Origin of the sequence: Pseudomonas sp. MN1F (assembly GCF_009391885.1) — a bacterium.
Lineage (GTDB): Bacteria > Pseudomonadota > Gammaproteobacteria > Pseudomonadales > Pseudomonadaceae > Aquipseudomonas.
Genome location: NZ_VZII01000061.1, coordinates 13,892 through 28,353 on the forward strand (window position 1 = coordinate 13,892; position 14,462 = coordinate 28,353).

The 14,462-nt window shown below is 62.7% G+C and carries 11 protein-coding genes and 1 pseudogene; 4 read left to right on the forward strand and 8 right to left on the reverse strand.

The window, feature by feature from the left end; genetic code table 11:
* Positions 1–84: 84 nt before the first annotated feature.
* A pseudogene (locus F6X59_RS29045) lies at positions 85–840 on the forward strand (MCP four helix bundle domain-containing protein); the annotation flags it as partial.
* Positions 832–1,695: a methyl-accepting chemotaxis protein gene (locus F6X59_RS29050; protein WP_371260234.1), complete on the forward strand. Its 864-nt coding sequence runs from the start codon at positions 832–834 to the stop codon at positions 1,693–1,695. The pseudogene F6X59_RS29045 and the gene F6X59_RS29050, both read left to right, overlap by 9 nt.
* Before the next feature lie 38 nt (positions 1,696–1,733).
* On the opposite strand, the gene gbcB is transcribed toward F6X59_RS29050, so the two are convergent.
* On the reverse strand, positions 1,734–2,834 hold the full coding sequence (gene gbcB, locus F6X59_RS26340; protein ID WP_060512220.1) for a glycine-betaine demethylase subunit GbcB: 1,101 nt from the start codon (positions 2,832–2,834) through the stop codon (positions 1,734–1,736).
* Positions 2,835–3,131: 297 nt separating this feature from the next.
* Here gbcB and gbcA point away from each other — a divergent pair, with 297 nt between their 5' ends.
* The gene (gbcA, locus tag F6X59_RS26345) at positions 3,132–4,424 is read left to right on the forward strand and encodes a glycine-betaine demethylase subunit GbcA (protein WP_152959023.1); all 1,293 of its coding nucleotides are present in this window, start codon (positions 3,132–3,134) and stop codon (positions 4,422–4,424) included.
* Between the two features lie 936 nt (positions 4,425–5,360).
* Here the strand turns inward: gbcA and F6X59_RS26350 are convergent.
* The 6 genes from F6X59_RS26350 to F6X59_RS26375 form a co-directional block, all read right to left on the reverse strand.
* Positions 5,361–6,131, reverse strand: coding sequence for an electron transfer flavoprotein subunit beta (locus F6X59_RS26350; RefSeq protein ID WP_152959024.1), 771 nt, complete (start codon positions 6,129–6,131; stop codon positions 5,361–5,363).
* 10 nt (positions 6,132–6,141) lie between these two features.
* Positions 6,142–7,374, reverse strand: a complete 1,233-nt coding sequence (locus F6X59_RS26355; RefSeq protein ID WP_152959025.1) for an electron transfer flavoprotein subunit alpha/FixB family protein — start codon at positions 7,372–7,374, stop codon at positions 6,142–6,144.
* Positions 7,374–9,326, reverse strand: coding sequence for a dimethylglycine demethylation protein DgcB (dgcB, locus tag F6X59_RS26360; protein ID WP_152959026.1), 1,953 nt, complete (start codon positions 9,324–9,326; stop codon positions 7,374–7,376). Before dgcB ends, F6X59_RS26355 begins: the two co-directional genes overlap by 1 nt.
* Positions 9,327–9,506: 180 nt before the next feature.
* Positions 9,507–11,567, reverse strand: coding sequence for a dimethylglycine demethylation protein DgcA (dgcA, locus tag F6X59_RS26365; RefSeq protein ID WP_152959027.1), 2,061 nt, complete (start codon positions 11,565–11,567; stop codon positions 9,507–9,509).
* 15 nt (positions 11,568–11,582) lie between these two features.
* On the reverse strand, positions 11,583–12,113 hold the full coding sequence (locus F6X59_RS26370; RefSeq protein ID WP_054891724.1) for a DUF5943 domain-containing protein: 531 nt from the start codon (positions 12,111–12,113) through the stop codon (positions 11,583–11,585).
* 76 nt (positions 12,114–12,189) lie between these two features.
* Complete coding sequence (locus F6X59_RS26375; RefSeq protein ID WP_016392223.1) at positions 12,190–13,167, reverse strand: dipeptidase; 978 nt, start codon at positions 13,165–13,167, stop codon at positions 12,190–12,192.
* 285 nt (positions 13,168–13,452) lie between these two features.
* Here F6X59_RS26375 and F6X59_RS26380 point away from each other — a divergent pair, with 285 nt between their 5' ends.
* Positions 13,453–13,854, forward strand: a complete 402-nt coding sequence (locus F6X59_RS26380) for a lysozyme inhibitor LprI family protein (RefSeq protein WP_152959028.1) — start codon at positions 13,453–13,455, stop codon at positions 13,852–13,854.
* A 329-nt stretch (positions 13,855–14,183) separates the two neighbouring features.
* Here F6X59_RS26380 and F6X59_RS28465 read toward each other — a convergent pair.
* Positions 14,184–14,462 (reverse strand): hypothetical protein (locus F6X59_RS28465; RefSeq protein WP_256669420.1); only part of this gene is annotated, 279 nt, incomplete at its 5' end.

The following is a 14,462-nucleotide window of genomic DNA, read 5'->3' on the forward strand; positions in this document are numbered from 1 at the left end:
CCGATAGACAGGTAGGTCATATTCCGTCGCACGGACCGCGCCACCACACCTCCTGCCTGGACTCTCTCCATGTCACTACGCAACATGAACATCGCCCCGCGCGCGTTGCTCGGGTTCGCCCTGATTGGCGTACTCATGCTCGGCCTCGGTATTTTCTCGCTCATGCAGATGGGCAACATCCGACAGGCCGGCGTGACCATCGAAGTCAACAGCGTACCCAGCATCAAGACGCTCGATGAGCTGGCGGCGCTCAACCTGCGCTTGCGCTCGCTGTCTTACCGGCTGCTGCTCAACCGCGAACCGGAAACCCAGCGCGACACCCTCAACCTGCTGGACCAGCGCAACGCCCAGATCGAGCGTGCCCGCCAGGTCTATCTGCCAATGATCACGGCAGCCGACGAGCGGGCCGCCTACGAGCAGTACACCCAGCTGCTCAACCAGTACCGCCAGCTCGAATCACGCATGCGCAGCCTGAGCCAGGCCGACCGCCTGGACGAACTGCGTGACTTGCTCAATCGTGACCTGCTGGCCAACTCCGAACAGATCAACAAGGTCATGGAGACCCTGGTCCAGATCAATACCGAGCAGACCCGCGTCACCAATGAAACCGCCGCCAACCAGTACGACACCGCGTTCGCCCTGGTAATCGGCCTGTTGATTGCCGCCACTGCGCTGACCTTCCTCTGCGCCTTCCTGCTGACCCGCAGCATCGTCAAGCCGATCGAAGAAGCGCTGCAGGCAGCCGAGCAGGTGGCCGACGGCGACCTGACCAAGGTCATCCGCGCCGAAGGCACCGACGAAGCAGCCCGCCTGCAGCGCGCCATGGCCCGCATGCAGGACAAGCTGCGCGATACCCTGCAGCTGATTGCCGGCTCCGCCACCCAGCTCGCCTCGGCCGCCGAGGAGCTGAACTGCGTCACCGACGAAAGCGCCCGCGGCCTGCAGCAGCAGAACAACGAAATCGAACAGGCCGCCACCGCCGTCACCGAGATGACCAGCGCCGTGGAAGAAGTGGCGCGCAATGCGGTCAGTACATCGGAAGCCTCTAGCGAAGCCAGTCGTTCGGCCGGCGACGGTCGTGATCTGGTCATGGAAACCGTGGGTGCCATCGAGCGCATGAGCGGTGACGTGCAGGCCACCGCCAAGCTGATCACTCACCTGGCTGAGCAATCGCGCGACATCGGCAAGGTGCTTGACGTGATCCGCGGCCTGGCCGACCAGACCAACCTGCTGGCGCTGAACGCGGCGATCGAAGCGGCACGTGCCGGTGAGGCCGGGCGTGGTTTTGCCGTGGTGGCGGATGAAGTGCGGGCGCTGGCCCACCGTACCCAGCAGTCGACCAGCGAGATCGAGCGCATGATCGGCAGCATTCAGGGCGGTACCGAAGAGGCGGTGGAGTCGATGCGCACCAGCACCGAACGCGCCGAGTCGACACTGAATATCGCCAAGGGTGCGGGCATGGCGCTGGACACCATTGCCGGGGCTGTGGCGCAGATCAACGAGCGTAACCTGGTGATTGCCAGTGCGGCGGAGGAACAGGCCCAGGTAGCGCGGGAAGTGGACCGCAACCTGGTGAACATCAACGACCTGTCGGTGCAGAGTGCTACCGGGGCGCATCAGACCAGCGCGGCGAGTGCCGAGCTGTCGCGCCTGGCGGTCGACCTCAATGGCCTGGTAGCCCGCTTCCGCACCTGAAAAAACTGGGGCCGCTTTGCGGCCCCGGTAATCTCGGATCAGTAATCGATCCGCACATCCCCTTTCGGCACACTGCAGCACGACAGGATGTAGCCCTCGGCTTCGTCTTCCTCGGTAATCCCGCCGTTGTGCTCCATCTCGACCTCGCCGCCCAGCTTGAGCACCTTGCAGGTCCCGCAGATGCCCATGCCACAGGCTTTCGGGATCATCAGGCCCACTTTCGCCGCCGCCGCATGCACGGTCTCGCCCGGGGCAACGCGGATGCTCTTCTCGCTGCCGATGAACTCCACCAGGTTGAGGTCCGAAGCATCCACTTCCGGCGCATCGGCCGCCTGCTCGGCATGCTCCACCGCATCGGCCTTGGCCTCGGCAGGCGTCGCCCCGAACGATTCCTCGTGGTAGTTCTTCATATCGAAGCCGACCGCTTCGAGCATGCGCTTGACCGCGCTCATGTACGGCGTCGGGCCGCAACAGAATACCGTGCGCTCCATGTAGTCCGGCGCAATCAGTTCCATCAGCCGTTGGTTCAGGTAACCGCGGTAACCGGCCCACGGCTCACCCAAGCCATGCTTCTCGCAGATGATGTGCAGGCTGAAGTTGGGAATGCGCGAAGCCATCTGTTCCAGCTCGCGGTGGTAGATGATGTCCTTCGGCGAGCGGGCGCTGTGCACGAACACCATGTCGACGTTGGCGTTGGTGTCGTAGAACCAGCGCGCCATCGACATCACCGGGGTAATGCCCACGCCACCGGAGAGGTACAGCACCTTGCCCGCCGGGAAATCGATGGCGTTGAACAACCCCACCGGGCCGTGCACCGGCAGCTCGGCGCCTTCGTGCATGGTGTCGTGGAGGAAGTTGGACACCAACCCGCCCGGTACACGCTTGACCGTGATCGAGAAGCTGTAGGGCACCGAGGGCGAGCTGGAGATGGTGTACGAACGCATCACCGGCTTGCCTTCGATCTCCAGCTCCAGGGTGACGAACTGCCCGGGCTTGAAGAAGAACATGATTGGCTGGTCGGCCATGAAGCAGAAGGTGCGCACGTCCCAGGTCTCCTGGATGACCTTGACGCAGCGCACGATGTGGCGGCCATTGGCCCAGGTCTGGGTGGTGACCGGATTGAGGAAGGTATCGGACATGTTCATCTCCAGCGGCCGACTATGGCCCTTTTTATGGCTTGGATAATGCGCAACCCGTAAGCGACGCACATTCCTGCCAGCGACATCGGCGTGCTTATCGCGACCAGCCCCGCGCCACAAGGGCTGGCGCGTCGTAATTCATATCGGCCATGTCGCCCATGGATACGGTTCATGGCGTCTTCGGACGCACACTCCACGGCAAAACAACACGCTGTTTTTTGAAAAGAGCAGCCTTGCGGCACCACAACAACGATTAGCCACCTTTTGCCGGCCGCACACGGCCCCGAGGAATACACGATGGACGTCACCGCAACCCTGAGCCTGGGCGATCCACTGGAACCTGCACGCAAGGCCACCGCCGAGATGCTGCAGACCCGCGAGCGCACCTACTCGCTGCCCCAGCCGTTCTACACCGACGAGCGTCTGTTCCAGATCGACATGCAGGAGATCTTCCAGAAGGAATGGCTGATCGCCGGCATGACCTGCGAGATCCCGGCCAAGGGCAACTACATCACCCTGCAGATCGGCAACAACCCGATCCTGGTGGTGCGTGGTGCCGAGGGCAAGGTGCACGCCTTCCATAACGTCTGCCGCCACCGCGGTTCGCGTCTGTGCGTAAGCGACAAGGGCAAGGTGGCCAAGCTGGTCTGCCACTACCACCAGTGGACCTACGAGCTGGACGGCCGCCTGCTGTTCGCCGGCACCGAAATGGGCGACGACTTCGACATGAAGGAGTACGGCCTCAAGCCCGTCAACGTGAAGGTTGCCGGCGGCTACATCTTCATCAGCCTGGCGGAAAACCCGCCGGCCATCGACGAGTTCCTGGCCACCCTGGACCACTACATGGAACCGTACGACATGGAGAACACCAAGGTGGCGGTGCAGACCACCTTGATGGAAAAGGCCAACTGGAAGCTGGTGCTGGAAAACAACCGCGAGTGCTACCACTGCTCCGGTTCGCACCCAGAGCTGCTGCAAACCCTGCTGGAATGGGACGACACCAACGACCCGCGCGCCAGCCAGGAATTCAAGGACCACGTGGCCAGCTCCGCCGCCGCCTGGGAAGCCGAGAAGATCCCGTACCTGCACAAGAGCCATGGCCTGCGTAACCGCATCGTGCGCATGCCACTGCTCAAGGGCACCGTGTCGATGACCATGGACGGCAAGCAGGCCTGCCAGAAGCTGATGGGCCGCATCAAGAACCCGGACCTGGGCTCGATGCGCATCCTGCACCTGCCGCACTCGTGGAACCACTGCATGGGCGACCACATGATCGTCTTCACCGTGTGGCCGATCAGCGCCCAGGAGACCATGGTCACCACCAAGTGGCTGGTGCACAAGGATGCCGTGGAAGGCGTGGACTACGACCCGGAGCGCATGCGCAAGGTGTGGGACGCCACCAACGACCAGGATCGTCGCCTGGCCGAAGAGAACCAGCGCGGGATCAACTCCACCGCTTACCAGCCAGGGCCGTACTCGAAGACCTACGAGTTTGGCGTGGTCAACTTCATCGACTGGTACAGCCAGCGGGTGCTGAACAACCTGGGTGCGGAACCAGCGCCCTACCTGAAGGAAGTACAAGCGCAGTAACGGCGCAGCTGTACTGAAAACGCCACGGCCGGGTTACCCGCCGTGGCGTTTTACATGACAATCCAGAGCTTCGTCACATGTTATCCACAGATTTACCGACAGCCCTTGTGGACAGCAGTTCAAGCACCAACAGCAATGCCGCCATCAACGATTGGTCATTATTTGATCAAAACCGTGTAACCCTCTGATTTAAAGGCTTACAGCCCATACCGAACATCTTGTCCACAGAAGCGCCAACAGTTTCTGTGCGCAGTTGCCATGCAATTGCTGAAATTCTGTGGGTAAGCAGCGCAAGTGCCTGAAAATACTGACTCCGTGTGATTCTGCATGCTTTTGGTTATTTTTTGAGCAACATGCTGCAGCTCCCGAAATCCGTGACGTTGGGCAGTTGCTAAACAGATTATCCACAGACCCGCCAACAGTGATTGTGGGAAACTTGGTCGCGCCCATTCTGCAATTGCCCGTTTCCAGCGCCGCCGCCGCTGATCATTTTTTAATCACTGACCCGCAGCCAGCACCAAACAAGGCCCCCAGCAAAGCGCGAACACTTTATCCACACAGTGGCAAACAGATTCCGTGGGCAAAACTGCGACGCACCTGACATTTTTACCAGTTTCACTGGATTCTCCCCTGTGGTTCAGTGGAGGCCACTACTTTGGCATCATTTACGGGCAACTTATGCACAGGCGATTGGCCGGGACTGTAAAATGGTTCGATCAAGGCCATGGGATGGGGATAATCAGCGCCGAAGGGCAGGCCTGGAATTACCTGGTGTTGCGCTGTGCGGCAGAAGATGGGGGATTGTCGGCGGGTGAGCGGGTGTCTTTCGAACCAGTGACCGAAGGTTTGGCGAACTGGGCGTTCAATGTGCTCCGGCAGTAACAGCTATGTGTAAGAGCGGCACAAGGCCGCTCCTGGCAAAAAGTGCACCCGGACTCAGCGCAGAACGCCCTCCTCTACCAGCAGCTTGAGGATTGCCTCGGCACCTTCCTGTGGAGAAACATCTTTCAGCACCTTGCCGCCACCACCACTGGCCTTGGCGGTAGCTGCCTTCATCCGGTCCGCGCCACTCTTGGCCTTAATCACCTTCAACCGCTTGGGCCGTGGCCGTGCCGGTTGCAGTTCAGCTTCTGCCAGCAGTTCATCTTCGACGATCGCTACATTGCGTGCAGCCAGCACACCCCGACGCGCAGGGCCGAAGGCGCTCTGGCGCGGCTTGGGCGCTGCGTTATCCACAGTCGCCAGCAACGGCAAGCGCACCTTCAACCGGCGCCGCTGGCCGCGTGGTAGCGCTTGCAGCACCTGGGCAGTACCGTTTTCGATCGACTCCACTTCGGCCAGCCCCACTACCAGCGGCCAGCCGAGCTTCTCGGCCAGCAGGAACGGCAGCATGCCCGACCCTTCGCCAGTCTCGGCCTGGGTGCCGGTCAGCACCAGCTGGGCGCCAGCATCGCGCAGGTAATCCCCCAGCACGCCCAGCACATCGGCGCCGGCCGGTTGTTCCAGCACGTCCAGATGGTCCAGGCCCATGCCCAGGTAGGCGCGCAGCGCCTCTTCCCGCGGGTCGCCGGCATGCACCACCTGCAAGTTATCCCCAGCCAGCTGCAAGCCCAACTCCACGGCGCGGGCATCCTGCTCGGCGCGGCGGGCGCGACCGGAGCTGGGGTGGGCACCGATGGAAACCAGGCTGATCACTTTCGTACTCATGCTCGTGCCCTTATGCCGCGTCGCGCTGGCCGCCGCTGCGGAAGTTGTCCACAGCCTCGATCAGTGCCTGGAGAATCGCCGAACTGTCGCCAATCACCGACAGGTCAGCCCGTTTGATCATGTCGCAGCCTGGGTCCATGTTGATCGCCACCACCTTGTCGCAGGCGCCGATGCCCTGCAGGTGCTGGATCGCACCCGAAATACCCACAGCCACGTACACGCGTGCAGTGACCCAGGTGCCGGTGGCGCCCACCTGGCGGTTGCGCGGCATGAAGCCGTCGTCCACCGCCACCCGCGAGGCGCCTTCGGTGGCGCCGAGGGCCGCAGTGGCCTTGTGGTACAGGTCCCAATCCTTGACGCCGTTGCCGCCCGAGACGATGAACTCGGCTTCGGCCATGGCGATGGTCGCCGGGTCGACGGCCACCGAACCCAGGTCCTCGATGCGCGACAGGCTGCGCACCACGCTTGTGGACAACTCCACCGGCAGCGCTTCGTGGCGGGTTTCGCTGACTGGCTCGGCACACTCCGCCGCGCCCAGGATCAGGCGTGGCACGGCGCGTTGCAGGTCTTGCTGGCCGGCACCGGCACGGCCAATGCACTGGCCGTCCTTGACCTGCCAGACCCGCGTCGCCGGGCGCTCGCCGAGGGACGCACCGAGGCGCCGCCCCAGCTCGCCGCCACCGCTGCGGCTGTCGGGCAGCAACCAGTGGCGCGGTGCGAACTGGTTATCCACAGCCCGCAGGCCCTGCACCAATTGCTCCGGTGCATAACCTTCAAATGCCTCGCCTTCGAGTACCAGCAGGCGATCGACACCGGCTGTGGAAAAGTTGCTCTCCTTGTGTTCGCCAAACACCACCGCCAGCACTGCGCCGTCGCTGCCAGCCAGGCCGTGGGCCAGGCCCAGCAGGTCGCGGTCGTGGCTGCTCAGGCGGCCGCCGACCATGTCCGGCACCACAGCGATGTAGAACGCCGGCGCCGGCACCTGATGCAGCGGCAGCTGCACTTCGGCTGCCGCCGTACGCCGCCCACCGACACCGGTGCCCTGCTGGGCACCGCTGCGGTCGATGCGCTTGAGGCCGGCAGGGCCGATGAAACCTGCGGCAATCGCATGGGGGTTCTTGCGGATCAGGCCGTTTGGCCCCATCCAGCGGGTCTGTTGCGTCTGCATCGCCGCATGCAGCGGATGCAGACGGTTACGGGCGATCCACTCGGCGCGTGGATCGCGGCGGATGATGTCGCTCATCAATGCACCTCCGCAGTTTCGCGTTTAACCGTTGGCGACTTTGGGGCCGCGGGAGTTTCCTCTTCGATCAGCACATCAGCCACCAGCTCGGCGAGGTCCTTGATCTGTGGGCGCGGTTCGACCACGCCTTCGAGCATCGCGGTGCACTGCGGGCAACCCACGGCCACCAGCTCGGCCTTGGTCTCGCGAATGTCGTCCATGCGCATGTCCGGGATCCGCTGCTTGCCAGGGATGTCGGTGATCGGCGCACCGCCGCCACCGCCGCAGCAACGGGAACGGAAGCCCGAGCGCTCCATTTCGCGCACTTCGATACCCAGCGCCTTGAGCACTTCACGCGGGGCTTCGTACTCACCGTTGTAACGGCCCAGGTAGCACGGGTCGTGGTAGGTGACGCTGCCGCCCTTGTGCTGGCCGAGGTTGAGCTTCTTGGCCGCGATCAGTTCGGCGATGTAGGTACTGTGGTGCAGCACCTGGTAGTCACCGCCCAGTGCGCCGTACTCGTTCTTGAGCACGTGGAAGCTGTGCGGGTCGCAGGTGACGATGCGCTGGAACTTGTACTTGGCCAGGGTCTGGATGTTTCGCTTGGCCAGTTGCTGGAAGGTCGCTTCATCGCCCAGGCGGCGCGCCACGTCGCCGCTGTCGCGTTCTTCCAGGCCGAGCACGGCGAAGTCCACGCCGGACGCCTTGAGCACCTTGACGAACGAACGCAGGGTGCGCTGGTTGCGCATGTCGAAGGCACCGTCACCGACCCAGAACAGCACTTCGGTGGATTTCACCTCCGAGAGCAGTTGCAGGTTGAGGTCGGCCGCCCAGTTCATCCGCCCGCCAGGGGCAAAGCCGCCGGGGTTGTCGGTGGCGATCAGGTTGTCCAGCACCTCGGCGCCCTTGTTCGGGGTCGCGCCCTTTTCCAGGGTGAGGTGGCGGCGCATGTCGACGATGGCATCGACGTGCTCGATCATCATCGGGCACTCCTCGACGCAGGCGCGGCAGGTGGTGCACGACCACAACGTCTCGGCATCGACCAGGCCGTTGACGATCGGCTGATGCGGGTTGCCGCTGTGTTCGCCGATCGGCTTGCCTGGGTAAGGGCTGCCGGCGAAGTTGGCGTCACTGCCACCGGCCAGGCCGATGACCATGTCCTGAATGAGCTTTTTCGGGTTCAGTGGCTGGCCGGCAGCGAACGCCGGGCACATGGCTTCACATTTGCCGCACTGCACACAGGCATCGAAGCCGAGCAGTTGGTTCCAGGTGAAGTCCACGGGTTTTTCCACGCCCAGCGGCGCGTTCGGGTCTTCCAGGTCCAGCGGCTTGAGGCCGGTGGAGCGGCCGCCGCCGAAGCGTTCGGCGCGGCGGTGCCAGGCCAGGTGCAGGGCACCGGCGAAGGCGTGCTTCATCGGGCCGCCCCAGGTCATGCCGAAGAACAGCTCCGACACGCCCCACAGCACGCCCAGGCCGAGAATGCCGACCATCACCCAGCCACCGGTGTTGGCCGGCAGGATGCCAGCGACCGGCAAGGTGGCGATGAAGAAGCTGGCAGCGAACACCAGCAGGCTTTTCGGCAGGCGCATCCACGGGCCCTTGGACAGGCGCGAAGGCGGGTTCAGGCGGCGCTTGAAGACGAAGATGGCGCCGGTGAACATGATCACCGTGGCCACCAGCAGCGCGTAGCCGAGGATCTTGCTCTGCAGGCCGAAGCCATGCACCAGGATGGCCAGTGCCGCCGACAGCACGAAGCCGCCGGCAGTGGCCACGTGGGTCTTGGACATGTACTTGTCGCGCTCGACCACGTGGTGCAGGTCGACCAGGTAGCGCCGCGGCATGGCCAGCAGGCCGCCGATCAGGTCGACCTTTGAGGCCCGGCCACGCCGCCACATGCGCACCCGGCGCAGGGCGCCGAGCACTGCCAGGCCAAGGGCAGCGAACAGCAGGATGGGTAGAAGGGTGTTCAACATGGGAGGCTCCCACAACAGCTGGATTCTTGCGCTACCTCAAGGGTGGCGCGGACCCCTGTAGGAGCGAGCATCGCTCGCGATAGCGTCCGATCAGACAACCCGGTTGCCAAAGCTGACGCCATCGCGAGCTCTGCTCGCTCCTACAGGGGGGCCAGTCCCGCCTCTACAGAGGCGGTGCGATCAGAAGTCCTTGCACAGGCGCAAGGCGTCGTAGATCGCCGCATGCACGTTGCGCTGGGCCACGCAGTCGCCGATGCGGTACAGCAGGTAGCCCTCGCCCGGCTGGCTGAGGATCGGCTGTGGCTTGATGGCGAACAGCGCCTCCACATCGATCTGGCCCTTGTTGCGCGAACCGTCCTTCAGCGCGTAGTACAGCTGCTCGTCAGGACGCACGCCGTTCTCCACCACCACCTGGTCGACCACGCGTTCTTCCTTGGCGCCGGTGTATTCGTTCTCCAGCACCGCCACCAGCTTGTCGCCTTCGCGGTAGACCTTTTCCAGCATCATGTCGCCGGTCATGATCACTTCTTTCGGGTACATGCTGCGGTAGTAGGTCGGGAAGGTGGTACCGCCCATGGCCACGCCTGGCTTGATGTCGTCGGTGACGATCTCGACCTGGCTGCCCTTGTCGGCGATGAAATCGGCCACCGACATGCCGGTGAATTCGCAGATGGTGTCGTACACCAGCACGTTCTTGCCCGGCGCAACCTTGCCGTCGAGCACGTCCCAGCTGCTGACCACCAGCCCTTCGGCGGCGCCCCAATGCTCGTTCTGCTCAAGGAACGAATGGCCACCTACCGCCAGCACGATGACGTCCGGGCGCAGGTCCTGGATGGTCGCCACGTCAGCGGCAGTACCCAGGCGCAGGTCGACTTTCAGGCGCGCCAGCTCCAGCTGGTACCAACGGGTGATACCGGCAATCTGGTCACGCTGCGGCGCCTTGGCGGCGATGGTGATCTGCCCGCCGATCTGGTCTTTCTTCTCGAACAGGGTCACGTCGTGGCCGCGTTCGGCCGCCACGCGGGCCGCTTCCATGCCGGCTGGGCCGGCACCAACCACCACCACCTTGCGCTTGACGCCGGTGGTCTTCTCGATGATGTGCGGCACGCCCATGTATTCACGGGAGGTCGCGGCGTTCTGGATGCACAGCACATCCAGGCCTTGGTACTGGCGGTCGATACAGTAGTTGGCACCGACGCACTGCTTGATCTGGTCGATCTGGCCCATCTTGATCTTGGCGATCAGGTGCGGGTCGGCGATGTGCGCGCGGGTCATGCCGACCATGTCGACGTAGCCGCCTTCCAGAATACGCGTAGCCTGGTTCGGGTCCTTGATGTTCTGCGCGTGCAGCACCGGGACCTTGACCACTTCCTTGATGCCGGCCGCCAGGTGCAGGAACGGCTCCGGCGGGTAGCTCATGTTGGGGATGACGTTGGCCAGGGTGTTGTGGGTGTCGCAACCCGAGCCGACCACACCGATGAAGTCGATCATGCCGGTGGCATCGTAGTAGGCGGCGATCTGCTTCATGTCCTCGTGGCTGAGGCCATCGGGGTGGAATTCGTCACCGCAGATACGCATGCCCACGCAGAAGTCGTCACCGACTTCGGCACGCACGGCCTTGAGCACTTCCATGCCGAACTTCATGCGGCCTTCGAAGGTGCCGCCCCATTCGTCGGTACGCTTGTTGACTCGCGGGCTCCAGAACTGGTCGATCATGTGCTGGTGCACGGCCGACAGTTCCACACCGTCCAGGCCGCCCTCTTTGGCACGCCGCGCAGCCTGCGCGTAGTTGCCGATCACGCGCCAGATCTCTTCCACCTCGATGGTCTTGCAGGTGGCGCGGTGCACCGGTTCACGGATGCCCGACGGCGACATCAGGGTTGGCCAGTTGAAGCCGTCCCAGCGCGAGCGACGGCCCATGTGGGTAATCTGGATCATGATCTTGGCGCCATGCTTGTGCATGGCATCGGCCAGGTTCTGGAAGTGCGGGATGATGCGGTCGGTCGACAGGTTGACCGACGACCACCATTCCTGCGGGCTGTCGATGGCGACGACGGACGAGCCGCCGCAGATCGCCAGGCCGATGCCGCCCTTGGCCTTCTCTTCGTAGTACTTCACGTAGCGGTCGGTGGTCATGCCGCCGTCAGTGGCGTAGACCTCGGCGTGCGCAGTACTGAGTACGCGGTTGCGGATGGTCAGTTTGCCGATCTGGATCGGCTGGAACATTGCTTCGAATGCCATGACGCTATCTCCGGCTTACAACGGCTTTGTGACGAACAGGCCATCTTCGTGGCCTTCTTCCGAACCGCCGTAGACCTGTTCGGCCACGGTGCGGATCGAGCTGCCACGGGCAGCGAGAATCTGGTCCATGGCGCCGGCGAACCAGCCGGTGAACATGTAGTCGACCTTGCGGCCGCACTTGCCATAGACGTACACGAATGCGGAGTGCTTGAGCTTGACGCTGCAAGTGCCTTTATCCAGGTCGATGTCCTGGATCTCGAACAGGCCCCAGCCACGCTGGCTCAGGCGCTTCATGTAGTGCTCGAACACCGCCACGCCTTCCAGGCCATGGCATTCGGCTTCCTTTTCGCACCAGTGCCAGGCGGACTTGTAGCCGGCCTTGTAGAGGATCTCGGCATAGGCGTCGGCGCCCAGCACTTCCTCGATGCCGATGTGGTTGTTGACGAAGAAATGGCGCGGCACATACAGCATCGGCAGGGCGTCGCTGGTCCAGACACCGGTCTCGCTGTCGACTTCGATTGGCAATTGCGGGGCGATCTTGGCCATGGAAACTCAACTCCATAAAATTTTTATGTGGGTGCCCCGGCGTTGCTGGCAGGGGCTATCAGGCTTGGAGAGCGGCTTACTCGCCCCAGACGTCCTTGAGGACGTTGACCCAGTTCTCGCCCATGATCTTGCGTACCACACGCTCGGAATGGCCGCGCTTGAGCAAGGTCTCGGTGAGGTTGGGGAACTCGCCGACAGTGCGAATGCCCAGCGGGTTGATGATCTTGCCGAAGTTGGTCAGGCGACGGGCGTAGCCCTTGTCGTGGGTCAGGTATTCGAAGAAGTCCTGGCCGTGGCCCTGGGTGAAGTCGGTACCGATACCGATGGCGTCTTCACCGACGATGTTCATGGTGTACTCGATGGCTTCGGCGTAGTCGTCGATGGTCGAGTCGATGCCCTTGGCCAGGAACGGCGCGAACATGGTCACGCCGACGAAGCCGCCGTGGTCGGCGATGAACTTAAGCTCAGCGTCCGACTTGTTGCGCGGGTGTTCCTTCAGGCCCGAAGGCAGGCAGTGGGAGTAGCAGACCGGCTTTTTCGATTCGAGGATGACTTCCTCGGAGGTCTTGGAACCGACGTGGGACAGGTCGCACATGATGCCGACGCGGTTCATCTCGGCGACGATCTCGCGGCCGAAGCCCGACAGGCCGCCGTCACGCTCGTAGCAACCGGTGCCGACCAGGTTCTGGGTGTTGTAGCACATCTGCACGATGCCCACGCCCAGCTGCTTGAACACGTCGACGTAGGCGATCTGGTCTTCGAACGCGTGGGCGTTCTGGAAGCCGAAGAGGATGCCGGTCTTGCCCAGTTCCTTGGCCTTGCGGATGTCGGCGGTGGTACGCACCGGCATCACCAGGTCGCTGTTGTCGCGGATCAGCTTCTGGCTGGCGGCGATATTGTCGACGGTTGCCTTGAAGCCCTCCCAGACCGACACCGTGCAGTTGGCCGCAGTCAGCCCGCCTTTGCGCATGTCTTCGAACAGCTCGCGGTTCCATTTGGCAATGATCAGGCCGTCGATGACGATGCTGTCGGCGTGAAGTTCGGCTGGGCTCATCAGGCTGTCCCCTTTGTTGATTTGGGCCGCGCCGAATCTTCTGCCGGCGCTTTGGGGCCAGCATATGCCTGTGCCCTGCGACGCCCCGATGCAAAAACGACAGGGGGTTTGCCGAAAGCGTCAATGCGCGACATCGCGCCCTCTGGCGCGCCGTCTGGCGATGAGAGACAGTCTCGATAACGACATTTCCCGCCGATTCATGAACATTTCGTCAGGGAGCTATCGTCTTCTCTGCGGCTGAGCGAGAATCCAGCCGATTCGTCAGCCTTGTTGAGGAGAAAACGGATGAAATCAATGGCATGGCTGGTACTGCTGGCGGTCGTCTCGGGCGCCCACGCCGGCGAGGAAGAAAGCACCCCGTGCGACAACGTCGAGAGCGACCAGCAGACCTTCGCTTGCGCGGCATTCAACAAGCAGACTGCCGAGCGCGAGCTCAAAGCGGCGTATGACGACCTGATCCAGCGCATTCGCGACCAGTATGCCGACGAAGGCGACAAGGCCACGGCCCTGGTCGGGCGCATGGACGCTGCAGAAAAACTGTGGGCGCAGCTGCGAGATGCCGACTGCAAGGTCGAGACCTATGCCGAGCAGCAGGGCAGCAAGGCGTACCAGGCGGCCTGGGACACTTGCGTGGCGCAGCGCAGCGATGATCGCTCGGAGTATTTACAGTCCATCGGCCAGCAATAATCCTGCACTGGCCTCTTCGCGGATGAACCCGCCCAGCAGGAACTGCGAGTTCAGGCCGTGCGACTCCTGGGGGGATGGGTTCATCTCAACAATATACTGTGACTTCAAACATACAACGGAATGTAAGTACCAGAGCAACACCCTCAAGCCGATTTTATCTCAGCTTAATAAATGCAAGTCATAATAAAGCGGAAAACAACCTCCCGAGAAAATCCAGCACACCAGGAACAGCATCACTATTCATTAAACCTTACCAATAATTAATGCTCCAGCACTCTGCGGTTTATCGCCGCTTATTGCCTGGAGCTCACATGCAAGGTCCTGTAACTCTACCTGAACAGTATGTTTATCCTGAAGTAAGGGAAACTGAGCGAAGGGCAGCCGAAGCTGCGGCAAGGGCGGAAGCCGAGCGTATTGCCGTCGAAGCTGCCGCAAAGGCCGAAGCCGAACGTATCGCCGCCGAAGCTGCCGCGAAGGCCGAAGCCGAGCGTATCGCTGCCGAAGCTGCCGCGAAGACCCAAGCCGAGCGTTTCGCTGCCGAAGCTGCCGCGAAGGCCCAAGCCGAGCGTTTCGCTGCCGAAGCTGTCGCGAAGGCCCAAGCCGAGCGT